General features: G+C 70.7%; 27 protein-coding genes. 20 read left to right on the plus strand and 7 right to left on the minus strand.

What is annotated here, in order from left to right; genetic code table 11:
* From ABFX45_RS03475 to ABFX45_RS03490, 4 genes are read left to right on the plus strand one after another with little or no spacing between them, the layout of a single operon-like run.
* Window positions 1-1,593, plus strand: a complete 1,593-nt coding sequence (locus ABFX45_RS03475; protein WP_346127524.1) for a carbamoyltransferase family protein — start codon at window positions 1-3, stop codon at window positions 1,591-1,593.
* Window positions 1,590-2,489 carry a glycosyltransferase gene (locus ABFX45_RS03480; protein ID WP_109639524.1) on the plus strand — a complete coding sequence of 300 codons (900 nt, stop codon included), beginning with the start codon at window positions 1,590-1,592 and terminating at the stop codon, window positions 2,487-2,489. The genes ABFX45_RS03475 and ABFX45_RS03480 overlap by 4 nt, the downstream gene beginning before the upstream one ends.
* Window positions 2,486-3,421: a glycosyltransferase family 9 protein gene (locus ABFX45_RS03485; RefSeq protein ID WP_346127527.1), complete on the plus strand. Its 936-nt coding sequence runs from the start codon at window positions 2,486-2,488 to the stop codon at window positions 3,419-3,421. Before ABFX45_RS03480 ends, ABFX45_RS03485 begins: the two co-directional genes overlap by 4 nt.
* Window positions 3,373-4,602, plus strand: a complete 1,230-nt coding sequence (locus tag ABFX45_RS03490; RefSeq protein WP_109639522.1) for a UDP-glucose dehydrogenase family protein — start codon at window positions 3,373-3,375, stop codon at window positions 4,600-4,602. Before ABFX45_RS03485 ends, ABFX45_RS03490 begins: the two co-directional genes overlap by 49 nt.
* Here the strand turns inward: ABFX45_RS03490 and ABFX45_RS03495 are convergent.
* Window positions 4,586-5,938, minus strand: a complete 1,353-nt coding sequence (locus ABFX45_RS03495; RefSeq protein ID WP_346127529.1) for an aldehyde dehydrogenase family protein — start codon at window positions 5,936-5,938, stop codon at window positions 4,586-4,588. The two genes, ABFX45_RS03490 and ABFX45_RS03495, sit on opposite strands and share 17 nt — an antisense overlap.
* 45 nt (window positions 5,939-5,983) lie before the next feature.
* Here ABFX45_RS03495 and ABFX45_RS03500 point away from each other — a divergent pair, with 45 nt between their 5' ends.
* From ABFX45_RS03500 to ABFX45_RS03545, 10 genes are read left to right on the plus strand one after another with little or no spacing between them, the layout of a single operon-like run.
* The gene (locus ABFX45_RS03500; protein ID WP_109639520.1) at window positions 5,984-6,379 is read left to right on the plus strand and encodes a ChaB family protein; all 396 of its coding nucleotides are present in this window, start codon (window positions 5,984-5,986) and stop codon (window positions 6,377-6,379) included.
* Window positions 6,376-7,368, plus strand: a complete 993-nt coding sequence (locus tag ABFX45_RS03505) for an NAD-dependent epimerase/dehydratase family protein (RefSeq protein ID WP_346127532.1) — start codon at window positions 6,376-6,378, stop codon at window positions 7,366-7,368. Before ABFX45_RS03500 ends, ABFX45_RS03505 begins: the two co-directional genes overlap by 4 nt.
* A 52-nt stretch (window positions 7,369-7,420) precedes the next feature.
* Window positions 7,421-7,936 (plus strand): D-glycero-alpha-D-manno-heptose-1,7-bisphosphate 7-phosphatase, encoded by a 516-nt coding sequence (locus ABFX45_RS03510; protein WP_109639518.1) that lies wholly within the window; start codon window positions 7,421-7,423, stop codon window positions 7,934-7,936.
* Entirely contained in the window at window positions 7,933-8,907 is a 975-nt protein-coding gene (locus tag ABFX45_RS03515) for a glycosyltransferase family 9 protein (RefSeq protein ID WP_346127534.1), read from the plus strand. Before ABFX45_RS03510 ends, ABFX45_RS03515 begins: the two co-directional genes overlap by 4 nt.
* The gene (locus ABFX45_RS03520) at window positions 8,904-9,773 is read left to right on the plus strand and encodes a glycosyltransferase (protein WP_346127536.1); all 870 of its coding nucleotides are present in this window, start codon (window positions 8,904-8,906) and stop codon (window positions 9,771-9,773) included. Before ABFX45_RS03515 ends, ABFX45_RS03520 begins: the two co-directional genes overlap by 4 nt.
* Complete coding sequence (locus ABFX45_RS03525) at window positions 9,770-10,969, plus strand: glycosyltransferase (RefSeq protein ID WP_346127538.1); 1,200 nt, start codon at window positions 9,770-9,772, stop codon at window positions 10,967-10,969. The genes ABFX45_RS03520 and ABFX45_RS03525 overlap by 4 nt, the downstream gene beginning before the upstream one ends.
* Window positions 10,966-11,541, plus strand: a complete 576-nt coding sequence (locus tag ABFX45_RS03530) for a D-sedoheptulose-7-phosphate isomerase (protein ID WP_428834072.1) — start codon at window positions 10,966-10,968, stop codon at window positions 11,539-11,541. The genes ABFX45_RS03525 and ABFX45_RS03530 overlap by 4 nt, the downstream gene beginning before the upstream one ends.
* On the plus strand, window positions 11,538-12,815 hold the full coding sequence (gene rfaE2, locus ABFX45_RS03535; protein WP_109639513.1) for a D-glycero-beta-D-manno-heptose 1-phosphate adenylyltransferase: 1,278 nt from the start codon (window positions 11,538-11,540) through the stop codon (window positions 12,813-12,815). The genes ABFX45_RS03530 and rfaE2 overlap by 4 nt, the downstream gene beginning before the upstream one ends.
* Complete coding sequence (locus tag ABFX45_RS03540; protein ID WP_346127541.1) at window positions 12,815-13,486, plus strand: SDR family oxidoreductase; 672 nt, start codon at window positions 12,815-12,817, stop codon at window positions 13,484-13,486. The genes rfaE2 and ABFX45_RS03540 overlap by 1 nt, the downstream gene beginning before the upstream one ends.
* Window positions 13,487-13,519: 33 nt before the next feature.
* Window positions 13,520-13,912: a phosphatase PAP2 family protein gene (locus ABFX45_RS03545; RefSeq protein WP_346127543.1), complete on the plus strand. Its 393-nt coding sequence runs from the start codon at window positions 13,520-13,522 to the stop codon at window positions 13,910-13,912.
* Between the two features lie 104 nt (window positions 13,913-14,016).
* Here the strand turns inward: ABFX45_RS03545 and ABFX45_RS03550 are convergent, their stop codons facing one another.
* From ABFX45_RS03550 to ABFX45_RS03560, 3 genes are read right to left on the minus strand one after another with little or no spacing between them, the layout of a single operon-like run.
* Window positions 14,017-14,613 carry a flavodoxin family protein gene (locus ABFX45_RS03550; protein WP_346127544.1) on the minus strand — a complete coding sequence of 199 codons (597 nt, stop codon included), beginning with the start codon at window positions 14,611-14,613 and terminating at the stop codon, window positions 14,017-14,019.
* Window positions 14,613-15,407, minus strand: a complete 795-nt coding sequence (locus ABFX45_RS03555) for an SDR family oxidoreductase (protein WP_346127546.1) — start codon at window positions 15,405-15,407, stop codon at window positions 14,613-14,615. Before ABFX45_RS03555 ends, ABFX45_RS03550 begins: the two co-directional genes overlap by 1 nt.
* Window positions 15,404-16,588, minus strand: a complete 1,185-nt coding sequence (locus ABFX45_RS03560; protein ID WP_346127548.1) for a cytochrome P450 — start codon at window positions 16,586-16,588, stop codon at window positions 15,404-15,406. The genes ABFX45_RS03555 and ABFX45_RS03560 overlap by 4 nt, the downstream gene beginning before the upstream one ends.
* A gap of 235 nt (window positions 16,589-16,823) precedes the next feature.
* Between ABFX45_RS03560 and ABFX45_RS03565 the strand changes: the two genes are divergently transcribed.
* The 4 genes from ABFX45_RS03565 (at window position 16,824) to ABFX45_RS03580 (ending at window position 19,499) form a co-directional block, all read left to right on the plus strand.
* A complete protein-coding gene (locus ABFX45_RS03565; RefSeq protein WP_346127550.1) occupies window positions 16,824-17,150 on the plus strand; it encodes a plasmid stabilization protein in 327 nt (108 codons plus the stop codon).
* Between the two features lies 1 nt (window position 17,151).
* Window positions 17,152-17,826, plus strand: coding sequence for a hypothetical protein (locus ABFX45_RS03570; RefSeq protein WP_346127552.1), 675 nt, complete (start codon window positions 17,152-17,154; stop codon window positions 17,824-17,826).
* Between the two features lie 12 nt (window positions 17,827-17,838).
* Window positions 17,839-18,399: a hemerythrin domain-containing protein gene (locus tag ABFX45_RS03575; protein ID WP_109639507.1), complete on the plus strand. Its 561-nt coding sequence runs from the start codon at window positions 17,839-17,841 to the stop codon at window positions 18,397-18,399.
* Between the two features lie 242 nt (window positions 18,400-18,641).
* Entirely contained in the window at window positions 18,642-19,499 is an 858-nt protein-coding gene (locus ABFX45_RS03580) for an NmrA/HSCARG family protein (RefSeq protein ID WP_346127554.1), read from the plus strand.
* On the opposite strand, the gene ctaD is transcribed toward ABFX45_RS03580, so the two are convergent.
* Entirely contained in the window at window positions 19,480-21,231 is a 1,752-nt protein-coding gene (ctaD, locus tag ABFX45_RS03585; protein WP_346127556.1) for an aa3-type cytochrome oxidase subunit I, read from the minus strand. The two genes, ABFX45_RS03580 and ctaD, sit on opposite strands and share 20 nt — an antisense overlap.
* Window positions 21,232-21,287: 56 nt before the next feature.
* Between ctaD and tal the strand changes: the two genes are divergently transcribed.
* Window positions 21,288-22,367: a transaldolase gene (gene tal, locus ABFX45_RS03590; protein ID WP_346127558.1), complete on the plus strand. Its 1,080-nt coding sequence runs from the start codon at window positions 21,288-21,290 to the stop codon at window positions 22,365-22,367.
* Between the two features lie 3 nt (window positions 22,368-22,370).
* The gene (locus tag ABFX45_RS03595) at window positions 22,371-24,203 is read left to right on the plus strand and encodes a transketolase (protein ID WP_346127560.1); all 1,833 of its coding nucleotides are present in this window, start codon (window positions 22,371-22,373) and stop codon (window positions 24,201-24,203) included.
* A 252-nt stretch (window positions 24,204-24,455) separates the two neighbouring features.
* On the opposite strand, the gene tsaA is transcribed toward ABFX45_RS03595, so the two are convergent.
* Window positions 24,456-24,851 carry a tRNA (N6-threonylcarbamoyladenosine(37)-N6)-methyltransferase TrmO gene (tsaA, locus tag ABFX45_RS03600; protein WP_346127562.1) on the minus strand — a complete coding sequence of 132 codons (396 nt, stop codon included), beginning with the start codon at window positions 24,849-24,851 and terminating at the stop codon, window positions 24,456-24,458.
* On the minus strand, window positions 24,851-26,254 hold the full coding sequence (locus ABFX45_RS03605; protein WP_346127564.1) for a protein adenylyltransferase SelO: 1,404 nt from the start codon (window positions 26,252-26,254) through the stop codon (window positions 24,851-24,853). Before ABFX45_RS03605 ends, tsaA begins: the two co-directional genes overlap by 1 nt.
* Window positions 26,255-26,357 lie beyond the last annotated feature (103 nt).

The raw sequence follows: 26,357 nt of genomic DNA on the forward strand, positions 1-26,357 counted from the left end.
ATGCGAGTTCTCGGGATCAACGCGGTGTTCCACGACCCGGCCGCAGCGCTGGTGGTCGACGGTTCGATTGTCGCGGCAGCGGAGGAAGAACGGTTCTCCCGCCGCAAGCACGGCAAACGCCCCGTGCCGTTCTCGGCGTGGGAGCAGCCGGAGCTCTCGGCGCGCTGGTGCCTGGACCAGGCCGGGCTCAGCGCCGCCGACCTCGACGCGGTGGCGTACTCGTACGACCCGTCACTGGTGGACGCGGAGTACGCGCCGTGGGAGGACTTGCGCACGACTTATGCCTGCAAGGCGCCGCAGTTCCTGGCGACCTCGTTGCCGGGCCTCGACCCCGACATCGTGCGGTTCGTGCCGCACCACGTCGCCCACGCCGCGTCCACCGGCCTCGCCGCGCCGTTCGACGGGAACTGCGCGGTGCTGGTCGCGGACGGTCGCGGCGAGTGCGGCTCCCACCTCGCCGGACGCTACGTCGACGGGGCGCTGACCACCTTCGCGTCGCAACGGCTGCCGCACTCGCTGGGGCTGATGTACGAGGAACTGACCGAACACCTGGGCTTTCTGCGATCCAGCGACGAGTACAAGGTCATGGCACTGGCCTCCCACGCGAAACCGGTGCACCTCGACCTGATGCGCGAGCACGTGCTGGTGCGCGACGGCGGCTTCGAGATCCGGCCGCTCGACTGGAACGCCCTGGCCAAGCAGCGCGCGAAGGACGAGGAGATCACCCAGGAGCACGCCGAACTGGCCGCGAGCGTGCAGGTGCGGCTGGAGGAGGTGCTGCTGGAGCTGGTGCGGTGGCTGCACGACCGCACCGGTGAACGCCGCCTGACGATGGCCGGCGGGGTCGCGCTGAACTGCGTGGCCAACACCCGGATCTTCGCCGAGGGACCGTTCGACGAGGTCTGGGTCCAGCCGGCGGCGGGGGACGCCGGAACGGCTCTCGGCGCGGCGTTGCACGTGTCGGACCGCGTGTCGGCGATGCCCGGTGCCGACCTCGGCCGCGGCTTCTCGGACGAGGAGATCGAGTCGGTGCTGCGCACGGCCGCGGTGCCGTTCTCGAAGCCCGCGGACGTCGCGGTGGAGGTGGCGGAGGCACTGGCCGCGAACAAGATCGTGGCGTGGTTCCAGGGGCGCAGCGAGTACGGCCCGCGCGCGCTCGGCCGCCGGTCGCTGTTCGCGAACCCGTGCTTCGCCGAGAACCTGACCCGGCTGAACGACGTCAAGGGCCGCGAGCAGTTCCGCCCGGTGGCCCCGATGGTGCTGGCCGAGCGGGCGGCCGAGGTGTTCACCCGCGGTCCGCTTCCCAGCCCCTACATGCTCTTCGTGCACGACGTCCGTCCGGAGTGGACTGATCGGATCCCGGCGGTGGTGCACGTGGACGGCACCGCGCGTGCGCAGACCGTGGCCGGCGACCCGCTGCTCGAACGCATGCTGCGCGAGTTCGACGCGCGGACCGGTGTCCCGGTCGTGGTGAACACGAGCCTCAACACCGCGGGCCGCCCCATGGTCGACAGCCCGCGCGACGCGCTGGAGTGCTTCGGCTCGTCCCCGATCGACCTGCTCGCCATCGGACCGTACGTGGTGCGCCGATGAACTACTCCGTCGTGATTCCGACCGTGGGCCGCCCGAACCTCAACGACCTGCTGGACGCGCTGGTCGAGGGCTCGGGTCCGGAACCGTGCGAGATCATCGTGGTCGACGACAGCGAGTCCGGTCTGGGTCCGGCAGCCGCGCGCAACACCGGCTGGCGCGAGGCCCGTGGCGACTGGGTGGCGTTCCTCGACGACGACGTGGTGATCCCGCCCGACTGGAAAGCGCAGCTGTGCGCGGACCTGGCGGACCTGCCGGACGACGTGGGCGCGAGCCAGGCCAGGATCGTCGTGCCGCTACCCGATGACCGGCGCCCGACCGACGCCGAACGCGGCACGGCCGGTCTGGCCACCGCCCGCTGGATCACCGCCGACATGGCGTACCGGCGCGAGGCGCTGGCGCGTGCGGGCGGCTTTGACGAACGGTTCCGGCGTGCCTACCGCGAGGACGCCGAGCTGGCATTGCGCGTGCAGTCCCTCGGCTACCGGATCGTGCGGGGCAGGCGGGTGACGACCCACCCCGTCAAGCCCGCGACGTTCCTGACGAGTGTGGACCAGCAGCGTGGCAACGCCGACGACGCGTTGATGCGGCGGTTGGTGGGCTCACGCTGGCGGTCCCGGATCGGCGGGCAGCGAGGACGGCTGCGGTCGCACGTGGCGGCCACGGTGGCCGGGGCCGGATCTGTCCTCTGTGGACTCTTCGGGTGGCGGCGTCCGGCGGCGGCACTGGGCGTGGTGTGGGCCGCGCTGACCGGATGGTTCGCGGCGGTCCGGATCGCTCCCGGGCCGCGGACGCCGGACGAGATCGTGCGGATGGTGGTGACCAGCGCCCTCATCCCGCCGGCCGCCTGTGCGCACCGGCTGCTCGGCGAGGTGCGGTACCGGCGGGTGAGAGCATGAAGATCCTGGTGTTGAGAGCACTCGGCCTGGGTGACCTGTTGACGGCCGTGCCGGCGCTCAGGGGACTGCGGGCGGCCTTCCCGCGCGCGGAGATCACGCTGGCGGCTCCGGAGTGGCTGCGGGACGCGGTGGAGCGGATCGAGGCGGTGGACCGGCTGCTGCCGACGGAGGAGCTGGCGCCGATCGGGTTCGAACGGCCGGACCTCGCGGTGAACCTGCACGGCAAAGGGCCGCAAAGCATCGACCGGCTGCTGGCGACGAAGCCGCGCGCCCTGATCACGTACGGGGACGGGCCGCGGTGCGGTGAGACCCGGATGGCCGTCTCCGCGTGGCCGGGTGAACGGCACGAGGTTCTGAAGTGGTGCGATCTGTTGCAACGGAACGGGATCAGGTGTGATCCGGAGGACTTCAGGCTGCACCCCGTCGGCCACCGGACCGGCTGGATCGTAATTCATCCGGGTGCCAGCACCGGGGCCAGGAGGTGGCCGGTCGACAGATACGCGGCCGTTGCCAGGGAGTTGAGGGCGGAGGCGTCACCAGACCCGCTCGCCCTCGTCGTGACCGCCGGGCCGCGCGAGGGGGATCTGGCCCGTCGCATCGTCGCCGACCCGGTGTCCGGCAGCCTCGCAGAGCTCATGGACCTCGTCGCCACCGCCCGCCTGGTCATCTGCGGCGACACCGGCGTGGCCCACGTCGCCACCGCCTACGGCACGCCGTCGGTCCTGCTGTTCGGCCCCGTCTCACCCCAGCTCTGGGGTCCCCTGCGCGGCCCGCACCGGGTGCTCTGGCACGGCGAGCCGGGTGACACGTTCGCCGACGACCCGTCGCCGGGCCTGCTCAAGATCACGATCGAGGAAGTGCTGGACGCGGTAGGAGGTGTGCTGTGCGAGCGAAGCGAATCGGTGTCGTCGGCGCGGGCTACGTCGGTCTGACCACGGCCGCGTGCTTCGCGCACCTCGGGCACCGGGTGATCTGCGCGGACGCGGACACGGCCAAGATCGAGGCGCTCAACGCCGGTGAGATCACCCTGCACGAACCGGGACTGCGCGAGCTGGTCGAGGAGAACCGCGAGCGGCTCGAGTTCGTCACGGACAACGCGCGAGCCCTGTCGGACGTGGACTTCGCCTTCGTCTGCGTGCCGACACCGACCGGGCCCGACGGCGCGGCCGACCTGTCGGCGGTCGACCAGGTGCTGAGCGAGGCTCCGCCGACGACCCGCGTGGTGCTGAAGTCGACGGTCCCGGTCGGGACCGCGGCCAAGCACCCCGGTGTCGTGTCCAACCCGGAGTTCCTCAGGGAAGGCCATGCCGTCGAGGACTTCCTGCGCCCGCAACGGATCGTGGTCGGTGCGCAGGACGAGCGGCAGGCCCACGAGGTGGCCGCGTTGTACGCGCCGACCAAGGCACCGACGGTGCTCACCGACAACACGAGCGCCGAGCTGGTGAAGTACGCGAGCAACTGCTTTCTGGCGCTGAAGCTGTCGTACGTCAACACGTTGGCGGAGTTGTGCGAGCACGTCGACGCCGACATCGACGGCGTCACCGAGGGCATGCGGCTCGACGACCGGATCGGGGCGTCGTGCCTGCAGCCGGGCCCGGGGTGGGGCGGATCCTGTCTGCCCAAGGACACCCTCGCCCTCCTCGCCACCGCGAGGGCCGCCGGAGTCGACTTCGCCACCCTCGAAGCGGCCGTCAGCACCAACCGCCACCAGCCCCACCGGGTCGCCGACCGGATCCGCGAGGAGCTCAGGACGCTCGACGGCGCCAGGATCGGGCTGCTCGGGCTCACGTTCAAGGCCGGCACGAACGACCTGCGCGACTCACCCGCGCTCGTGGTCGCCCGGCTGCTGGTGCAGGAAGGTGCCGAGCTCACGGCCTTCGATCCGTGCGTCCACGAGGACCGGCCGAACATCAGGATCGCCCACCGCGCGGCAGATGTGGCAGCCGGCGCGGACATGCTGGTGGTGCTGACGGAGTGGCCGGAGTTCGCCGAGCTGGACTGGCCGGAGCTGGCCGAGCGGATGGCGGACCCGCGCCTCTACGACACCCGCAACGTGGTGCCGGGGGACAAGGTCCGGGAAGCAGGCTTCCGGCTGATCAGGACCGGGCGTTAGGAACGCCGAGGTGGACCACCTTGGTCGTGGTCATCTCGTCCAGAAGCTCAGGGCCGTAACCGAAACCGGTGCCGGACGCGCCGCGCGGCTGTGCGGCACCGCCGGGGGCACCACCGAACACCGCGTTGACCTTCACCGTGCCAACGGGAAGGGCGCGCCAGGCGCGCTGGGCGTGTTCCATCGAGCTGGTCAGCACGGTCGCGGCCAGGCCGTAGTCACCGGAACACGCCTCGGCCAGGCCCTCGTCGAACGACGACACCAGCTGCACGGGCGCGACCGGGCCGAACGTCTCCTCGCACATGATCCGCATCGCCGACGAGCAGTCGGCCAGCACGGTCGCGGGGTAGTAGGCGCCGCGGCCCTCCGGAACAGAGCCGCCGACCAGCGCGGAGGCGCCTGAACCCACCGCGTCGGCCACCTGCGAGTGCACGAACTCGCGGTGCCGGGTGTCGACCAGCGGCTGCGGCTTCTCGTTCCACGCGCGGGCCTTGGCGCACAGGGCTTCCAGGAACGGTGCGGCGATCGTCTTGTGCAGGTAGATGTGTTCGACGGACGTGCACAGCTGGCCCGCGTTGGTGAAGGCACCCAGAGCGGCCTGTCCCGCCGCCCACGACGGGTCCACGTCGTCGTCGACGAGCAACGGGTCGTTGCCCCCGTTCTCCAGCAACAGCTTCGCCGAGGAGACCTGCGCGATCGCGCGACCGGCGGCCGTGCTGCCGACATGGGCGACCACGTCGACGTCGGACGAACGCACCAGAGCTGCGCCCACCTCTCCGTCGCCGACCAGCGTCTGCAGCACGCCGTCGGGCAAGCACGGCCGCAGGACGGTGGCCAGCAGCAAACCGGTGTGCGGGCTGCGTTCACTCGGCTTGTGCACCACGACGTTCCCGGTCACCAGGGCGGCCCCGAGCAGACCGCACGCGACCGCGATCGGGTCGTTCCAGGGCGTGAGGGCGACGACGACTCCGCGTGGTTCGGGAACCATGAAGTCGACGGCAGAGCCGAGCAGCGACTGTCCACGATGGACTGGACCGAGCTCGGCGTACTGCTCCAGCGTCCCGGCACCGGCCAGCACACCCTCACGAGCCGACGCGAACGGCCGCCCGGTCTCGGTCTCGATCACGGTCGCGAGGTCGTTCGCCCGTTCCCGCACCGCGGCGGCGGCCGCCCGGACCACCGCTCCGCGTTCCGCCGCGGGCGTCGCCGCCCAGTGCGGCCAGGCGGTGCGAGCCGCCGCCAGCGCGGCGGTCACGTCGTCCTCCCGTGCGGCCGGTAGCCAGCCGACCAGTTGGTCGTCGAGGGGGCTGTGGACATCAATGGCGTGCATGGCGGTCATGGCTCGCGGGTACCCGTTGGCGCAGGTCGAAACCTTGGAGGAGCCATGCCCGGACGCGAGGAACTGCCCAGCACGGTGGCACGTTCGTCGAAGAAGGCACAGCGGACGTGGATCAAGGCGCACGACTCCGCTGTTGAGACGTACGGCGAGGGCGAACGGGCGCACCGCACCGCCTTCTCGGCGCTGAAGCACAGCTTCGAGAAGGTCGGCGACCACTGGGAGGCCAAGGCCGAGAAGGGGCCGTCCGACGCACAGGCGGAGCGCAGCACACCGGCCCAGGGCGAGACGGCCGGTGGCGTGGACGCGAACGCCAGCAAGCAGCACCTCTACGACATCGCGAAGCGGCTGAAGATCGAGGGCCGGTCGCAGATGACGAAGGACGAGCTCGTCGACGCCATCGAGAAGGCGAACAACCGCGAGACCGCGCGGGCACGATCGTGAAGGTCGTCGTCACGGGGGCCACCGGCAACGTCGGCACCGCGCTGCTGCGCAGGCTCGCGGAAGAGCCGGACGTGCGGGTTCACGGCATCTCCCGCCGCCCACCCTCGGACGCGCCGCCCTACCAGGGCCTCGACTGGACGCCGGTCGACATCGGTCAGCCCGGCGCGGAGGAGTTGCTCGGCATCGCCTTCGAAAACGCCGACGCGGTGGTCCACCTCGCCTGGCTCATCCAGCCGTCCCGCGACGAGCGCCAGCTGTACCGGACGAACGTCGCCGGATCGTCGCGCGTGTTCACCGCCGCGGCCGAAGCCGGCGTGCCGCACCTCGTCCACATGTCGTCGGTCGGCGCGTACTCGCCGACCCGCAAGGATCACCGCGTCGATGAGTCGTGGCCGGTCAACGGTGTGACGTCGTCGTTCTACAGCAGGCACAAAGCCGCCGTGGAACACATGCTGAACCAGTACGAGACCAGCATGCTGATCTCCCGGCCGAGGCCCGGCCTGATCCTGCAGCCCGACGCGGGATCCGAGATCCGCGACTACTTCCTGGGCAGCCTCGTGCCGAAAGCACTGTTCCGGCACAGGATCCCGATCCTGCCGCTGCCGAAGGACCTCGTGCTGCAGTTCGTCCATTCGGACGACGTCGCCGAGGCAATCGCACTCATCCTCCAGCAGCGTCTCCACGGACCGGTGAACCTCGTCGCCGAGCCCGTCATCACTCCCCGTGTCCTCGCCGAGCTCCTCGGCGGCAGGCACCTGCCGATCCCGCCGCGGCTGTTGCGCGTGCTCGCGAACGTCACCTGGCGACTGCGCCTGCAGCCCACACCGCCGGGTTGGGTGGATCTGGGGCTGACAGCGCCGTTGCTGGACGCGACCAGGGCCAGGACGGAACTCGGCTGGAAGCCGGTGCACGACGCGCGGGAAACGCTTCGATCGCTGGTTCGCGGCATCGGGGAAGGCAAACACGTGCAGGCCAGCCCGGTGCTGTGAATCGCTTCGCGGAGTAGCGTTTCAAGCCGCTTCTCGCGGCTAAATCTCCTCTATGGACCAGGGCTTCGAGGCGGTGCTGTTCGACCGGGACGGCACCCTCATCCGGGACGTTCCGTACAACGGAGACCCCAACCGCGTGACAATCATGCCCGGCGCCCGCGAGATCCTGCGGGACCTGCGCACACACGGGCTGCGCACCGGTGTGGTGAGCAACCAGTCCGGCATCGGCCGAGGCCTGCTCACCGAAGCGCAGGTCGCCGCGGTGAACGCGCGGGTCGAGGAGCTGCTGGGCCGGTTCGGCACCTGGCAGATCTGCCCGCACCATCCCGACGACGGCTGCCAGTGCCGCAAACCTGCGCCCGGCCTGGTGCTTTCCGCTTGTGCGGCGCTCGGCGTCCGCCCGGAACGCACGCTCGTCGTGGGTGACATCGGAGCCGATGTGGACGCAGCGGTTGCCGCCGGTGCGGTGCCCGTCCTGGTGCCCACCGACGTCACGCGGCCGGAAGAAGTCGAACGCGCGCCGCGTACCGCCCCTGACCTGCACGCCGTGCTGGGGATGATCCGGTGAGGACGCTCATCGCACGACTCGACAGCGACGGTGACGTGCTGCTCTCCGGACCGGCTGTGCGCGCGGCCGCGGAGGCGGGCGAGGTCGTCTTCCTGTGCGGTCCCGCCGGGGTGCAGGCGGCGGAACTGCTGCCCGGCGTCACCCGGATCGTCGAGTGGGAGTGCCCGTGGATCGCGAACCCCGCGCCGGACGTCCGCGCGTTCGACATCGAGGCGATAACGGCGTTGCTGCGCGGTATTCGCGCGGACGTGGCATTGATCCTGACGTCGTTCCACCAGAGCCCGTTGCCGCTGGCCCTCGTGCTGCGGCTGGCGGGTGTGCCGAAGATCGTCGCGCGCTCGGTCGACTACGCCGGCTCGCTGCTGGACGTTCGGCTGCGTGACGACCCGGACCTCCCGGAAGCGGAACGAGCGCTGGAGGTCGCCCGCGCCGCCGGTTTCACCTCGTCCGACAGCCGTCTCGCGGTCGTCGAGCCGCCGAAGACGGAACTGAGCCATCCGTACGTGGTGGTGCACCCCGGTGCGACGGCGCCCGCCCGCACCTGGTCGCCCGACCGGTGGGCGAAGGCCGTGGTCGCGCTGACCGCGGCCGGGTACCGCGTCGTCGTGACCGGAGGACCGGCGGAGGCCGGGCTGACCGAGCACGTCGCGGGTGCGTGCGGAACCGATCTGGGCGGGCGCACCAGCTTCCGCGAGCTGGCCGGGGTCCTGGCCGGTGCCGACGCGGTCGTCGCCGGCAACACCGGGCCCGCCCACCTCGCGGCCGCGGTCGGCACGCCCGTCGTGTCGCTGTTCTCCCCGGTCGTCCCGGCGGCCAGGTGGGCACCGCACGGCAGGCACGTGCTGCTCGGCGACCAGAACGCGCCGTGCCGCGGTACCAGAGCGCGCGAGTGTCCTGTGCCCGGCCACCCGTGCCTCGACCTGATCGACCCTGCCGAGGTCGTCGCGGCGGTGGCGGAGGTGACGGCATGAGGATTCTGCTGTGGCACGTGCACGGTTCGTGGACGCACTCCTTCGTCCAAGGTGGTCACGACTACCTGATCCCCGGCCCGCCCGACGGCATCGGGCTCGCCGGGCGGCCCTGGGCGGCGAGTGAGGTCCGGCTGTCCGAAGTGGACGCCTCCGGCGCCGACATCGCGATCGTGCAACGGGTTGAGGAGCTCTCTCGGGTGCCGGTCGGGATCCCGGTGGTGTACCTGGAGCACAACACGCCGGCCGCGCCGGCGCAGGAACACCCGCTGGCCGGCTGGGACGGCACGATCGTCCACGTCACACACTTCAACGATCTCATGTGGGACTGCGGCAGCACGAGGACCGTCGTGATCGAGCACGGCGTCGCCGACCCGGGGCCGCTCTACACCGGCGAGCTCCCGCGTGCGGCCGCGGTGATCAACGACCCGGTGCGCCGCGGCCGGATCGTCGGCACCGATCTGCTGCCGCGGTTCGAGCCGATCGACGTGTTCGGCATGAGAACCGAGCAGATCGGCGGTCTGGGCGACCACGAACTTCCGGTGCTGCACCGGGAACTGGCCCGCCGCCGGGTCTACGTGCACCCGGCGCGCTGGACCTCGCTGGGGTTGTCGCTGCTGGAGGCGATGCACATCGGCATGCCGGTCGTCGCGCTGGCGTCGACGGAGGCCGTCCGGGCCGTGCCCGCCGAGGTGGGCGTGATCTCGACGAACGTGGAGGAGCTGGCAAGTGCCGCGCGGGACCTGGTCGCCGATCCGGATCTCGCGCAGGAGAAGGGGAAACGGGCCCGCGAGTTCGTGCTGGCCAGGTACGGGCTCGATGCGTTCCTGCGCAACTGGGACGCACTGCTGAAGGAGGTGATCGGATGAGGATCGCGATGGTGTCGGAGCACGCAAGCCCGCTCGCGGCTCTGGGCGGGACCGATGCGGGAGGGCAGAACGTCCACGTGGCCGCGCTGGCGGCGGCTCTGGTGCGACGTGGTCATGAGATCGCGGTTTACACCCGGCGCGACGCTCCCGCACTGCCGCAGCGCGTCGACACTTCGGACGGCTACGAGGTCGTGCACGTGCCCGCGGGACCGGCGGAGCAGATTCCGAAGGACGACCTGCTGCCGCACATGACCGACTTCTCCCGGTTTCTGATGCACGACTGGCAGGCGTGGCGGCCGGACGTGGTGCACAGCCACTTCTGGATGTCCGGCCTGGCCTCGGTGCTGGCGACGCGGCGTCACCGGGTCCCGGTCGTGCACACCTACCACGCGCTGGGCACGGTGAAGCGTCGCTACCAGGGCGCGCGGGACACGAGTCCCGCGAACCGGATCGCTGTGGAACGGCTCATCGGTCAGGAGGTGGCCGCCATCGCGGCCACGTGTGACGACGAGGTCGAAGAGCTGATGGTGATGGGGCTGAAGCGGAGAAAGATCACGGTGGTGCCGTGCGGGGTGGATACGAAGCTGTTCGAGTCGGTCGGCCCGGTGGCCGCGCGGACGGCGCCGAACCGGATCGTGTCGGTCGGCAGATTGGTGCCGCGCAAGGGTTTCGACGACCTGATCGCCGCGCTGGCGCTGGTGCCGGACACCGAGCTGGTGATCGCGGGCGGGCCTCCCGATCTCCAGGCCGATCCCGAGGCACAACGGCTGCTCGCGTTCGCGGAGGCTCGCGGTGTTGCGGACCGCGTGCATCTCATCGGACAGGTCGCGCGCACGGACATGCCCGCGTTGCTGCGTTCCGCGGACGTGGTGGCATGTGTGCCGTGGTACGAGCCGTTCGGAATGGTGCCGTTGGAGGCGATGGCTTGTGGCGTACCAGTGGTCGCGTCTGCCGTCGGTGGCCTGACCGACACCGTGGTCCACGGCGTCACCGGCGTGCTGACCCCTCCACGTGATCCGAAGGCACTGGGACGGGTGCTGCGCAGGCTCCTCGCGGATCGCTCGCGCCGCATGGCTTTCGGCATCGCGGGACAGGACCGGGTGGACGCCAGGTACACGTGGGACGGGGTCGCGGCCCGTGCCGAGCTCGTGTACCGCCGGGTGTGCTCGAACGAGGGCTTGGCGGTGGCCCGGTGACCGTCGAAAGCCATCTCGCCGGACTGGCCGACACGCTGACCGGTCTGCGTGCGCAGGCGTCGCGGATCAACCGCTGGGGCTCGCTGCTCGCCCGCCTGCTCACCGACGGCGGCAGGCTGCTCGCCGCGGGCAACGGAGGATCGGCGGCGGAAGCCCAGCACCTGACCGCCGAGCTGGTCGGGCGGTACCGGCAAGACCGCGCCGCGTTCTCCGCACTGGCGTTGTGCGCCGAGACCTCCAGCGTCACGGCGATCGCCAACGACTACGGCTACGACCAGGTGTTCGCGCGTCAGGTGACCGCGCACGCGCGGCCAGGCGACATCGTCGTGCTGCTGTCGACCAGCGGGCGCAGCCCGAACCTGCTGGAGGCGGCTCACGCCGGCCGGCTGGCGGGGGCGACCGTCTGGGCGCTGACCGGGCCGTTGCCGAACCCGCTGGCCTCGCTGGCCGACGACACCCTGGCGCTGCCCGGCGATCCCTGCCACGTGCAGGAGGCGCAGCTCGTGGTCGTGCACGCGTTGTGCGAGGCCTTCGAGGCGGCGTTGCCCTCGGCGTACCGGAGGGCGTCGTGAGGCTGGTCGTGGTGGGAGACGCACTGCTCGACGTCGACGTGGAGGGAACCGTCAGCAGGCTCTGCCCGGACGCTCCCGCCCCCGTGCTGGACGTCACCGCCGAGCACCCGCGGGCCGGCGGTGCGGCGCTGGCGGCGACGATGGCCGCGCGGGACGGCGTGGACGTGACGCTGGTCAGCGCGCTGTCCGACGACGAGGCGGGGGAGCGGCTGCGGTCCCTGATCGAGGTTCCCGGGGTGTTCGGCCGCGCCGACTCCGTGCCGGTGAAGACCCGGTTGCGGTGTGGTGGCACGTCTTTGGCCCGGATGGACAGAGGTGGCGGCTCCGCGCCGCCGCAGGTCACCGACGACATGCTCGACGTCGTGCTGTCGGCGGACTTCGTGCTGGCGTCGGACTACGGACGAGGACTGCTCCGCGACGACAGGCTGCGCTCGGTGCTCACGCGCGTCCCGGTGGTCTGGGACCCGCATCCGCGTGGACCGGCCCCGGTGCCGGGAGTGCGGCTCGCGACCCCGAACCTGCCGGAGGCCACCGCGTTGAGCGGCACGGCGGATCCGGACCAGGCAGCGGCCCGGCTGCTGGCCGAGTGGAAGGCGCGAGCCGTCGTGGTGACGATGGGCAGTGCCGGCGCGGTGCTCCACTGTGGAGGGACGCCGGTCGCGGTGCCCGCACCGGCCGTTCCTGTCGCGGACCCGTGCGGTGCGGGCGATCGGTTCGCCGTGACGGCGGCCCTGCGGCTGGCCGGCGGTGCCGCTCCGGACGACGCGGTGGCCGATGCCGTGTCCGCTGCGGCCGAGTTCCTCGCACATGGCGGGGTTTCGGGCCTGCGGGCACCGTTGCCGTCCACAGTGGACGAGGTGCGCAGGCGCGGCGGGACCGTCGTCGCCACCGGAGGGTGTTTCGACGTCCTGCACCCCGGGCACGTGCGAATGCTGGCGGCGGCACGGGCGCTGGGGGACTGTCTGGTGGTGTGCCTCAACTCGGACCTCTCGGTGCGGCGCTTGAAAGGCGAGGGGCGGCCGGTCAACGGCCAGAACGAGCGCATCGAGGTGTTGCTCGCCCTGGAATCCGTGGACGACGTGATCGTGTTCGGTGAGGACACCCCCGAACACGTGCTGGGCCGGTTGAAGCCGGACGTGTGGGTGAAGGGCGGCGACTACAACGCCGACCTGCTGCCGGAAGCCGCGGTGGTGCGGCGCTGGGGCGGCCGGACCGTCGTCGTGCCGTACCACCGGGGTCATTCGACGACCGAGATCCTGTCGAGGAGGGCTTGATGCTGGGCAACGTGCTGGTGACCGGAGGCGCGGGCGGGCTCGGCGCCGCCGTGGCCGACGCGGTGCGCGAAGCCGGGGGAACCCCGCTGGTGCTGGACAAGTCGGCGCCGTCGCTGGGCGACTTCGAGCTGGTCGACCTGTCGGGCGGCCGCGCGGCCGAAGCAGCCGTGCACAAACTCGCGGAGCGGCACGGTGCCTTCAGCGGTGTCGTCACCGCGGCGGGCATCGACCGGTGCGGCACTCTCGCCGAAGTACCGGCCGAGGAGTGGGAGAACGTGGTCCGGGTCAACCTGTTCGGCACGGCGGCCGTGATCAGGGCGGCGTTGCCGTACCTGGAGAACGGGCGGGTCGTCACGGTCGCGTCCACGCTCGGCCTGCGGGCGGTCAGCGACGCGACGGCCTACTGCGCCTCGAAGTTCGGCGTCGTCGGGTTCACGCGTGCGCTGGCCGCGGAGACCGCGGGACGGATCGGCGTCACGCTGGTCGTGCCCGGCGGGATGCGGACGAACTTCTTCGACGACCGCACCGAGCAGTACCGGCCGAAGGACCTGGAGAAGCTCAACCCGCCGGACCGGGTGGCGGCCGCGATCCTGTTCGCCCTCGGCCAGCCGCCCGGCTGCGAGATCAGGGAGCTCGTGATCGCGCACAGCGAGGAACCGTCCTGGCCGTGATTCAAAACGGCGTTTCCGGGTACGCCGTGCGGCGTGATCGGTGACGACGAGCTCGATGAACTGGACGAGGAGTCCTTGCACGACAGCGACGCGCTGCCGTCCGAACGTCCGAACCCGATCATCATCGCCGCGAGCGTCACCGCTCGGGGTGGCGTGCTGTGGGTGCCGGTCGCCGGCCTGGTGGCGTTGGCGGGCAAGAGAAAAGCGGCGAAGCGCGCGTTGACCGCGACGGCGGTGGCGATGCCGGTCGGGCACCTGATCAGCCTGGTCGTGCACCGCCGCAGGCCGTCGGTCGCGAACATGCCCGCGAGACGTGCATCACCGGCACACCCGGACTCGTCGTCGTTCCCGTCGAAGCACGCGGTGACGGCTGCCGCGTTCGGCACCGACACCGCGCTGGAGGACCGTGAGGCCGCTGTTTCGTGACGCCGCTGGTGCTTCTGGTCGCCTACAGCCGTCTGCGGACCCGTGTGCACTGGCCCACGGACGTCCTTGGGAGGACTGCTGATCGGCGCGGCGGTCGCGCTGGCTCAGGCCGGGATCGGGCGCTCCGCCAGGGCCAGGGCGACGGCGTGGAGGTTGGTGGCCATGGTGCGGCCGGTGTCCTCCGACCACTCGTGACCTTCACCGGTCTCCGAGAAGCTCGGGCCCGGCCCCGGACCGCGGTTCCAGTACGTCCACGCCTGACCGGGGATCGTGTAGCCGATGTCGCCGAGCCCGCCGGCGATCTCGCTGATCACGTGGTGCGCGCCGTCCTCGTTGCCCGTCACCACGACGCCCGCCACGCGGTTGTACGCCACCGGCCGGTCCTCGTCGTCGGTCTCGGAGATCATCGCGTCCATCCGCTCCAGCGCCCGTTGCGCGAGCGAGGACGGGTGCCCGACCCAAGTCGGCGTCGCGATCACCAGGATCTCCGACTCCAGCAACGAGGCGTGGATCCGCGGCCACTCGTCGCCGGTCCCCAGGTCGGTCGTGACACCCGGCGGGATGTTGTGGTCCGCGAGCCGGTACGTGGTGACGTCGACGTCCTTCTTGGTCAGCTCGTCGATCACGACCTGGGCGAGCAGGTCGGTGTTGGACTGGTCGGGGGACTTCTTCAGGGTGCAGTTCAGCACCACGGCACGCATCAGGGCTGCCTCCACTTCTCGTCGGCGAGCATTCCGCTGGCCTGCGGTCCCATCAGGGACATCCCGCCGTCCACGACGAAGGACGCTCCGGTCACGTAACTGGCGGCGGGTGTGGCCAGGAACGCCACCACGGCCGCGACCTCCGCGGCGTGACCCGGCCTGCCGAGCGGCACGCCCGGCCGCGGCTGGGTGCGCGGGTCGACGTCCTCCTGGCCCGTCATCGGCGTCGAGATCTCACCGGGTGCCACGGAGTTCACCGTGATGCCGTGCTCGGACAGTTCGAGCGCGAGCACCTCGGTCAGCGCGCCGAGTCCCGCCTTCGCGGCGCAGTAGGGCGCCGCACCCACCCGCGGCAGGTGCTCGTGCACCGAGGTGATGTTGATGATCCGGCCACCGCGCCCGGCGGCGATCATGTGCTTGGCCGCGCGCTGGCAGCACAGGAACGCGCCGTCCAGGTCGACCGAGATCACCTCGCGCCAGGTGTCGAACGGCATGTCCATGACCTTCTGGCTGCTACCGGTACCGGCGCAGTTCACCAGGATGTCCACACCGCCCAGTTCCTCGGCCAGTTCGTCGACCACGGCCGCGGCTGTCGGCAGGTCGGTGAGGTCGAGTTGCCGCACGGCACAGCGTGCGCCCGCCTCCCGTACCTCCTCGGCGGTTTTCGCGGCTCCGTCGGCGTCCTCGTGGTACGTGATGCCCACGTCCACGCCGCCACCGGCCAGCGCTACGGCGACAGCCTTGCCGATGCCGGAATCCGAGCCCGTCACAACGGCGTACATAGGTGCGTTCATGAAACCCGTGTACCCGTCGGGGTGGCGTGCATTCGCAGCCCGAAGTGGTTCAGCGTCCTCGGCAGCGGTGCGCTGAGCTTCGGGAACGCGAGGTGATCGCTCAGCGCGTCCAGCATCGCGCTGCCGGTGGCCAGCACCAGATCGCGGCCGGGGCACACGCCGGGACCGCCGCTGAACGGCACGATCGCCGGGTCGCGCGGCCCGTCCCAGATCTCCGGCGCGTACTCGTCGGCGTACGGCAGCCGGTCCGGGTCACGGTGGAAGAACGGTGTGAACACGACGAACTTGGTGTTCTTCGGCAGCCACGTGCCGTGCCAGCGGGTGGGTTTCGTGCTCTCCCGCAGGATCACCGGGGTCGTCGGCCACAGCCGGGCCGACTCGAGGATGCCGTTCGGGCCGCGGGCGCCGATCGCGAGTGCCCGCATGGTGACGATTCCGGCCGCGTCGAACGCGAACAGCCAGTGCGGCACCTGGCCGGACAGGTCGCCGGGCTGGGCGGCCAGGCTGCCCTCCTCCGCGCGGTCGAGGTACTCGTCGAGCCTGCGCTGGAACCGTTCCCGCAGATCGCGCTGCCTGGGGTGCAGGAATGCCCAGTTGGCGTTCTCCCGCAGCTCCTTCAGGTCGTCCGTCAGCTGGTCGTCGTCGCGGGCGCGGTCGCCCAGCACGATCCTGCGCACGACGCGCCACCACGCCTGGGCGAAGGCGTCCCAGGTCAGCTCGCCGGTGCTCATCACGTGCCGGGTGAGCAGGTCGGCCTCGTCGCGCACGATCGCGTCGACGGGCACGTTCTCCGGCCGCAGCGCGCGTTCGTTCAGCTCCCGGCGCTTCTCCCGGATCATGCCTTCCGAGATCAGCACGCCGTGCGGCTGGAAGTGCTTCAGCGCGGCCTTCTTCTCCTTGGTGGCCAGCGCGAACGGCTCCGGCGACTCGGCGAGCAACCGGCTGACGTCGGTGGGGTCCACGAGGATCGCGATGCTGCGGCCGGTGACGCGCAACCGCACCGGTTCCGGGCCGTACCGGTCGCGCAGGTGCCGCATGGTGTCGATCGCGGTGCCGTCGGACTGCAGCTTCTCGGACAGGGCCATCACGCCCGGCCTGCGGACGATGACGCCCTTCGCGAGCGTGGGGAGCAACACCGTCGCGAACGTGCGGGCGGTGTCGAGTCGTGAAGAGATCGCCATGCCCATCGGCTACCCCCAGTGCCGCGGCAGCCAACCTCCGCCGCGTCTTCACCGCTCAGCGGCCACCACCTCGCGGCACCGGCAACCAGTACTAGGGACGCGGGGCCGGCACCACGATGCGACCGTCTGACCGCCGAACACGGGGCGAAGGCCGACTACCGCGGCACTGGGTCACCCGAGTGTGAACCGCCCTGACCGGGGGTATTCGCGGACCAGCTCGAACCAGGAGGTCGTGATGCCAGCGGGATCGAACGCGAAACGTGAACGCCAGTACGAACACATCAAGGACTCCGCCCGCAGCCGTGGCGCCTCACCCGAACGGGCGAAAGAACTCGCCGCGCGCACGGTGAACAAGAACCGCGCCCAGTCCGGCGAGTCCAAGACCGCGAGCAAGTCGTCCACGAAGGACAAGTCGCCACAGCAGCGCGGCGGCGAGCGCTCGGGCACCAACAGGCCGAAGGGCCTGACCAAGGAGCAGCTCTACAACGAGGCCAAGAAGAAGAACATCAGGGGCCGCTCCACCATGACGAAGAAGGAGCTCGCCAACGCCCTCGGACGCTGACGTGCAGGAACTGAGCCCGGACGTGGACAAGACCTCGGCGCTGACGATCCTCACCGCCGAGCACTACACGTTGCAGATGGCGCGCACCGCGACGATCACCGACGCGTCGAGCAGGGCCGGGCACCTGCTCACCACCATCTCCGCGTCCATGATCGCCCTCGGGTTCGTCGCCCAGGTCGTGTCGCCGCGGGTGCTCCTGACGCTGATGCTGGTGATCTTCACCGGCCTGTTCCTGATCGGGCTCGCCACGCTGTTCCGCACGGTCGAGCTCACGATCGAAGACGTGCAGGCCGGCCTGGGGATCAACCGCATCAGGCACGTGTACGGCGACCTCGAGCCGTCCACAAGGGACGTCTTCGTCCGGCAGCTGCACGACGACACGGCCGGCGTCGAGGCTGACGCGGGCCAGACCGGCTGGCGCAAGGCGAGGCGGCCGCGGCTGGTCGGCACCGCCCTCGGTGTGTCCGGTCTCGTGAACCTGGTCAACGGCCTCGTCGCGGGTGCCGCCGCCGGCGCGGCCTGCGGTCTGCTCGGCGCCGGCGTGACGTGGTCGATCGTCATCGGCGCTGTCGTCGCCCTGATCGTGATCAGCGCGTTCGGCGTGGCGCTCGGCCGGATCGGACGGCGCGGCGTCGCGCCCATCACCACGCGCTATCCGCGCAACAACCCGAACTGAAGGAGAACCACCGTGAAGTACGACGTCGTCGATCTCATCATGCAGGACCACCGCGAGGTCGAGCGCCTGTTCGAGGAGCTGAAGAACCACCCGGAGAAACGGCCGCTGCTCACCCCGGTGCTGTGCGGCCTGCTCGTCGCCCACAGCCGGGCGGAGGAGACCGAGGTCTACCCGGTGGCCAAGCAGGAGGCCGGCGAGTCCGACGAGGTCGAGCACAGCCAGGAGGAGCACGCCCAGGCGGAGCGCCTGCTCGCCGAGCTGCTCGACTGCGAGTACGACTCGCCGCAGTACGACGCCAAGCTGCGCGAGGTCGTCGACGCGGTCACCCACCACGTCGAGGAAGAGGAGAAGACCGTCCTGCCGGGCATGAAGAGCCGCCTGAGCGACGAGCGCCGCCACGAGCTCGGCGAGAAGTTCGCGCACGTCCGCGCCGACCACCTCGGCGACATCCCCGGTCAGGCGAGCCGGGAGGAGCTGCTCGCGCAGGCGCGCAACCTCGGCCTGCAGAACGCCTCGTCGATGAGCAAGTCCGAGTTGCAGCGCGAGATGCAGAAGGCCGGCTCCGGATCCTGAGCCGTGCCCGGTCAGTGCGGACCGTCCGGAAGCGGACGGTCCGCACTGACGTGCGGCCCGAAGTCGCGTGACGACGGCACGAGGGCGGCGAGTGCCGGTGCTGCGAAGCAGGTCACCGTGCACGCGACCAGGACCGCATCAGAGCCAGGCCGACCGGCGTGGGGCACCGCGATCCGGTCCGGTGAGGAGAAGCGTCGTAATGACGTGGAATTTCTGGCGATAAGCAGGCCAGGAGGCCTGCGATGGACGATCCCGGGTTGGTGGCGGTCACCGGTGCGACGGGCCGCCAGGGCGGTGCGGTCGCCCGGCACCTGCTCGCGGCCGGCTGGCGGGTGCGGGCGCTGACCCGCGACCCGTCGTCCGAGAAGGCGAGGCGCCTGGCGGACGCCGGCGCGGAGGTGGTGCGGGCGGACATGGCCGACCCCGCCACCCTGCGGCCCGCGTTCGCCGGGGCACACGGCGTGTTCAGCGTGCAGAACCCGATGATCAGCGGGCACGACGCCGAGATCGTGCAGGGACGCAACGTGGGTGACGTAGCGGCGGCGGCCGGCGTGCGGCACGTGGTGTACGGGTCGGCCGGCGTCGCGCGGTCCGGCACCGGGGTCCGGCAGTGGGAGTCCAAGGTGGTCATCAACGCCCACTTGGAGTCGCTGGGCCTGCCGTTGACGGTGTTGCGGCCGATGGCGTTCATGGAACTGATGACCGACAAGGACTTCTACCCGCAGGTGTCGATGTGGCACCTGATGCCGAAGCTGATCGGTGGTGACCGCCCGCTGGTGTGGCTGTGCGCGGACGACCTCGGCGCGGTCGCGGCACGGGCGTTCGCCGAGCCGGACCGGTTCGCGGGCGCGGACCTCCCGCTCACCTCCGACGCGCGGAGCATCGACGAGTGCCGCGAGATCTGGCGTGCGGAGTTCGGGCGCCCGCCACAGCGTTTCCCGATGCCTGCCTGGCTGTTCGAGCGGTTCGTCGGCGACGACCTGCTGGTGATGTGGCGCTGGCTGCACGACCATCCGGTCGAGGTGGACCCGGCGGAGACGCGGGCGATCGTGCCGGGTGCCAAGACCGTGCGCGAATGGCTCAGCTCTCGCGGTCGGTAGCGGCGAGGGCGTCCTCGGTCGGCTGGTCGGGCGTGGTGTGGCGGCCGCGCCGGAGGATCGAGAAATGCGCTTCGTCGCGCATGCGGTCGACCATGTGCGGGTAGTGCAGCTCGAACGCGGGCCGCTCGGACCGGATCCGCGGCAGTTCCTTGAAGTTGTGCCGCGGCGGGGGAGAGGTCGTGGCCCACTCCAGCGAGTTCCCGTAGCCCCAGGGATCGTCGTGCCCGGCCGGTTCGCCGTACCGGTAGCTGCGCACGATGTTGTAGAGGAACGGCAGCACCGACGCGCCGAGCACGAACGCGCTGATGCTCGAGATCGTGTTGAGCAACGTGAACCCGTCGCTGGACAGGTAGTCGGCGTACCGGCGCGGGAATCCCTGGTTGCCGAGCCAGTGCTGGACGAGGAACGTGCCGTGGAAGCCGAGGAACGTGGTCCAGAAGTGCAGCTTGCCCAGCGGCTCGTTGAGCATGCGGCCCGTCATCTTCGGGAACCAGAAGTAGATGCCGGCGTAGGTGGCGAACACGATCGTGCCGAACAGCACGTAGTGGAAGTGCGCGACGACGAAGTAGGTGTCGGTGACGTGGAAGTCCAGCGGCGGTGAGGCCAGGATGATCCCGGTCAGGCCGCCGAGCAGGAACGTCACCAGGAACCCGATCGAGAACAGCATCGGCGTCTCGAACGTCAGCTGCCCCTTCCACATCGTGCCGGCCCAGTTGAAGAACTTGATCCCGGTCGGCACCGCGATCAGGAACGTCATCAGTGAGAAGAACGGCAGCAGCACCGCGCCGGTCGCGAACATGTGGTGCGCCCACACCGCGACCGACAGCATGGCGATCGCGAACGTCGCGAACACCAGGCCCTTGTAGCCGAACAGCGGTTTGCGGCTGAACACCGGCAGGACCTCGGTGATGATGCCGAAGAACGGCAGGGCGACGATGTAGACCTCGGGATGGCCGAAGAACCAGAACAGGTGCTGCCAGAGGATGACCCCACCGTTGGCCGGGTCGAACACGTGCGCGCCCAGATGCCGGTCGGCGGCCAGGCCCATCAGCGCGGCGGTCAGGATCGGGAACGCCAGCAGGATCAGCACGGACGTCACCAGGATGTTCCAGGTGAAGATCGGCATCCGGAACATGGTCATGCCGGGGGCCCGCAGGCACACGACCGTCGTGATCATGTTGACCGCGCCCAGGATCGTGCCCAGACCGGAGACCGCCAGGCCCATGATCCAGAGGTCGGGGCCGATTCCCGGGGCGTGCGTGGCGCTGGACAGCGGGGTGTAGCCCGTCCAGCCGAAGTCGGCGGCGCCACCGGGCGTCACGAAGCTGCTCATCACGATCAGGCCGCCGAACAGGAACAACCAGTACGAGAACGCGTTGAGGCGCGGGAACGCCACGTCCGGCGAACCGATCTGCAGCGGCAGCACGAAGTTTGCGAACCCGAACAGAATGGGCGTCGCGTACAGCAGCAGCATGACCGTGCCGTGCATGGTGAACAGCTGGTTGTACTGCTCGTTCGACAGGAACTGCAGGCCGGGACGGGCGAGTTCGGCGCGGATGAGCAGCGCCATCACGCCGCCCGCCATGAAGAAGGCGAACGACGTGACCAGGTAGAGGATGCCGATCTGCTTGGGGTCCGTGGTGCGCAGCAGCCCGAGGAGCACGGCGCCTTTGGGACGGCGGCGCGCAGCCCCCGGATGCGGCACGACCGGCGTCGGCCTCAGGGCGGTCATGAGTGTGGCTACCCCGGCCACGGGTACCCGAAAACGGCCATGAGAGAGGACCTGCCATGCGCACCGCATTGCACGGCCTGGCCGAGCACGGCCAGAGCCCGTGGCTGGACCAGCTGTCCCGAGACCTGCTCCGCGGAGGCGATCTGGCCGCTCTGATCGATGACGGCGTGCTGGGCGTGACGTCGAACCCGACGATCTTCCAGGACGCCATGAGCAGCGGCACCGCCTACGACGCCCAGAAACGCGAACTGCATGAGCACGACCCCAAGGAGATCTTCCTCGCGCTCGCCGCCGAGGACATCCGCAAGGCCTGCGACCTGCTGGTGGGGAAAGGCACCTCGCCGCGCGACGGCTGGGTGTCGATGGAGGTGGACCCCGGGTTCGCCCACGACACGCAGGCGACGATCGACGAAGCCCGGCGCCTGCACGCGCTGATCGACCGGCCGAACCTGTTCGTGAAGATCCCCGGTACTTCTGAGGGCCTGCCCGCCATCGAGGAGTCGATCGCGAACGGCATCCCGGTCAACGTGACGCTGCTGTTCTCACTCGACCGGCACCGCGCGGCCGCCCAGGCCTACCTCCGCGGGCTGCACAGACTGCGCGCGAACGGCGGCGACCTCGGCAAGGTCGCCTCGGTGGCGTCGTTCTTCGTGTCCAGAGTGGACACCGAGGCGGACAAGCGGCTGGATGCGTTGCGACGGCACGAGGTGCTGAAGGGCACGCTCGCGATCGCCAACGCCAAGCTCGCCTACCAGCAGTACCTGGAGATCTTCTCCGGCAGGGCGTGGGAGGAGCTGGCCAAGGCCGGCGCCACGCCGCAGTGGTGCCTGTGGGCGTCCACGTCGACCAAGAACCCGGCGTTCCGCGACACGCGCTACGTCGAGGAGCTGATCGGCCCCGAGACGGTGACCACCATGCCGCGCAAGACGATCGAGGCCTTCCAGGACCACGGGCGCGTCGCCGACACCCTGACCCGCGACGTCGAGGGAGCCCGGCGCGTCCTCGACCGGTTCGCGGAGATCGGGATCAGCTACCGCGCCGTCACCGACACGCTCGAACGCGAGGGCGTGCGGAAGTTCGCCGACTCCTACCGGCAGCTCCTCGACAGCCTGACCGCCCAACCAGCACGGAGGTGACCCTTGCCCAACAACGACTTCCGCCACGAACTCGCCCAGCAGCTGCGCGTCGACTCGGTCCGCGCGAGCGCCGCGGGCGGCTCCGGTCACCCGACGTCGTCGATGTCCGCGGCCGACCTGATGGCCGTCCTGCTCGACGGCTACCTGAAGCTCGACTACGCCAACCCGGACAACCCGGTCAACGACCACCTGGTGTTCTCCAAGGGCCACGCCTCACCGCTGTACTACGCGATGCTCAAGGCGGCAGGCGCCATCACCGACGAGGAACTGCTGAGCTTCCGCACGTTCGGCAGCAGGCTGGAAGGCCACCCCACACCCCGCATCCCGCCGACCGACGTGGCCACCGGCTCGCTCGGCCAGGGCCTGCCGGTCGGCGTCGGCCTGGCGCTCGCCGGCAAACGGCTCGACCGGCTGCCCTACCGCGTGTGGGTGCTGTGCGGTGACTCGGAGATGGCAGAGGGCTCGATGTGGGAGGCGTTCCAGCACGCGGGCTGGGCGGGTCTCGACAACCTCACCGCGATCGTCGACGTGAACCGCCTCGGCCAGACCCGCGAGACGATGCTCGGCTGGGACGTCGACGGCTACGCCGCCCGCGCCGAGGCGTTCGGCTGGAAGGCCATCGCGATCGACGGCCACGACCTGGACGCCATCGACGCCGCTCTGGCACAGGCCACGTCCGTGACCGACCGGCCGACCGCGATCCTCGCGCGGACCCACAAGGGCCGCGGCGTGAAGGCCGTCGAGGACCAGCCCGGCAAGCACGGCAAGCTGTTGGAGGAGCCAGAGGAAGCCGTCGAGGAGCTCGGCGGCGCGCGTTCGCTGGCCGTGACGGTCAAGACGCCCACACCCGGCAGCCCGCACCGCTTCGCCACCACCGGCGGCGCGCTGCCCCGCTGGGAGATCGGTGAGGAAGTGGCGACCCGGCAGGCGTACGGGCAGGCGCTCACCGCGTTGGGCGAACTGCGCGGGGACGTCGTGGCCCTGGACGGCGAGGTCTCGAACTCGACGATGTCCGAGCTGTTCGCCAAGGCGCATCCCGACCGCTACTTCGAGATGTTCATCGCCGAGCAGCAGATGATCGCCGCCGCCGTGGGCCTGCAGGCCCGCAACTGGGTGCCGTTCGCGTCGACGTTCGGCGCGTTCCTGACCCGCGCCCACGACTTCATCCGCATGGCCGCGATCTCGCGCGCGGACCTTCGCCTGTGCGGTTCGCACGCCGGGGTGTCGATCGGTGAGGACGGGCCGTCGCAGATGGCGCTGGAGGACATCGCGATGTTCCGCGCCGTTCACGGCAGCACGGTGCTGCACCCGTCCGACGCGAACCAGACTGCTGCTCTCGTCGCCGAAATGGCCACGTTGCCCGGGATTTCGTACCTGCGGACGCTGCGCGGGAAGACGCCGGTGCGGACGTCGCCGGACGAGAACATCCGGGTCGGTGGCAGCAGGGTGCTGCGGAACAGCGACCACGACGATCTGACGATCGTGGCCTGCGGCATCACCGTCGGGGAGGCGGAGAAGGCGGCAGAGGTGCTCGATGCCGAGGGCATCAGGGCTCGGGTGATCGACTGCTACTCGATCAAGCCCATCGACGGGGACACGTTGGTGCAGGCGGCTTCGCAGACACGCGCGGTGCTCACCGTCGAGGATCACTGGCCCGAGGGCGGGCTCGGGGATGCCGTGCTGGACGCGCTGGCCGCTTGTCCGGATCGGCCGCCGGTGCGCAAGCTCGCGGTCAGTGCGATGCCGGTGTCCGGGAAGCCCGGGGAGTTGCTGCACGCCGCGCACATCGATGCCGAGGCCGTGGCGGAGGCGGCGCGGCAGCTCGTGAAGAGGTAGGGCGTGAGTGGTCTGGATCCGGCTCCGGTGCTGGCGGAGCCGGGCCCGGGGTCTAGGTCGGCTCTGGCATCGGCGGCAGCGGATCCGGGTCCGGCCCCGGCGGCCGGGGCTGGTCCGGCCCCGGCGTGGGCGGCAGCGGTTCTGGAGGCGGTACTGGCTGGCTCATGCCCGCCGGGTACCCACCCTGAAACCCGCTCTCACCAGCCCGGATTCCGTCCGGCCGCGAATTCGGGCCGGCCCGGCCGACTGGATCTAACGTTCGGGACCCAGCACCGGCTTCACGTCGACCACGGGCGTGCCGTCGAGCGCCTCCAGATCGGCGACCAGCACCTTCAGCCCGTCCACGCCGAGGATCCGCACGCGGTGCAGCCCGATGGGGTTCGGCCGGTCCGGCGACCGGGTGGAGAACACACCGGTCTCCTGCCGGGTCGTGTCGCCGCGCGGGTGGACGGCCAGCACGGAACGGTCCGCGCGGTCGAGCCAGGTCAGCACCAGGACTTCCTGCCCGGCGGTGAGCTCGCGCATGGCCCGCGCGTACTCCGGGGCGAAGACGAGCCAGGACTCCGGCGCGCCCTCGTCGCCCTGCTTGGGCGCGGAGGCGCGGTCGGTGAGGGGCGACTCGACGTGGCCGATCGGCTGCAGTTTCATCAGGTCCCGCAGAAGGTCCGGTAGGTGGCGCTGAAGTCCTGCGGCGCAGGTGCCGCGTAGTGTTCCAGACCGGGGCGTTCACCGTACGGCGAGGTCACCGCGTCCAGGAGCCGTTCCAGCGGGCCGAGGTCTCCGGCGGACCCCGCCGCCAGCGCTTCCTCCACGAGATGGTTGCGCGGGATGTACACCGGGTTGACCCGTTCCATGGCGTCGGCGTCGGGTCCGAGCGACCGCCACCGCGCGATCCAGTCGTCGATCCCCGCCAGGTCGAGGAACAGCGACCGCGCCGGCTCGGCGTCGCCGCGCGCGGCCGCGGCCAGCCGGTGGAAGAACGACGTGAAGTCGACGTGGTTCGCGTGCAGCAACGTGAGCAGGTCCTTCAGCAGCGGCTGAACGTCCCCGGTCACGCCCAGCTTCGCCCGCAGGCCGCCGATCCAGGCGCGTTCGAAGTGCCCGTCGAACGTGCCGAGCGCTTCGAGAGCCAGCGAAACCGCCTGGTCCTCGTCATCGGCGAACAACGGCAACAGGGCTTCGGCGAGCCGGGCGAGGTTCCACTCGGCGACGATCGGCTGGTTGCCGTAGGCGTAACGGCCGCCGTGGTCGATGGAGCTGTAGACCGTCGTCGGGTCGTAGGCCTCCATGAACGCGCACGGGCCGTAGTCGATGGTCTCGCCGGAGATCGTCATGTTGTCGGTGTTCATCACACCGTGGATGAAGCCGACGAGCATCCACCGGGCGACCAGCTCCGCCTGTGCGGCCACCACCCGCTCGAACAGCTCCAGGTGGGTGCTGCCGGGGTGGTGGCGGGCGATGGCGTGGTCGGCGAGGCGGCGCAGCAGGTCGTGGCCGCCGGTGTTGCGGGCGTACTGGAAGCTGCCGACCCGCAGGTGCGAGGACGCCACCCGCGCCAGCACGGCTCCCGGCAGCGGCAGCTCGCGGTGCACGACGGCGCCGGTCGCCACCACCGCCAGCGAGCGGGTCGTCGGGATGCCGAGGGCGTGCATCGCCTCGCTCAGCACGTACTCGCGCAGCATCGGGCCGACCGCGGCCAGGCCGTCGCCACCGCGGGCGAACGGAGTGCGGCCGGAGCCCTTCAGGTGCAGGTCGCGCAGGGTGCCGTCGGCGTGGGTCAGCTCGCCGAGGAGCAACGCGCGGCCGTCGCCGAGCCTGGGCGAGTAGCCGCCGAACTGGTGCCCGGCGTAGGCCTGTGCGACGCCGGGTGCCTCGTTGCCGACGAGGAACGGCAGGCCGTCGGAGCGCAGCCAGGCGGGATCGAGGCCGAGTTCCTTCGCCAGCGGCTCGTTGAGGACGAGCAGGACCGGTTCGGGGACCGGTACCGCTTCCCAGGAGACCGCCATCTCCGGGACGGCACGAGCGAAGTCGCTGCTCAGGCTGATGCTCACGTCCCCAACGGTACCGGGCGGCTCCAAGCGGCCGTGCCGTCGTCGTGGCGGCCGCAACGCAGTCCGCCGATGAGTCCGAGGTGGACTTCGGCAAGGCGGGTTC

It is taken from the genome of Lentzea roselyniae (genome assembly GCF_039537795.1).
Lineage (GTDB): Bacteria > Actinomycetota > Actinomycetes > Mycobacteriales > Pseudonocardiaceae > Lentzea > Lentzea atacamensis.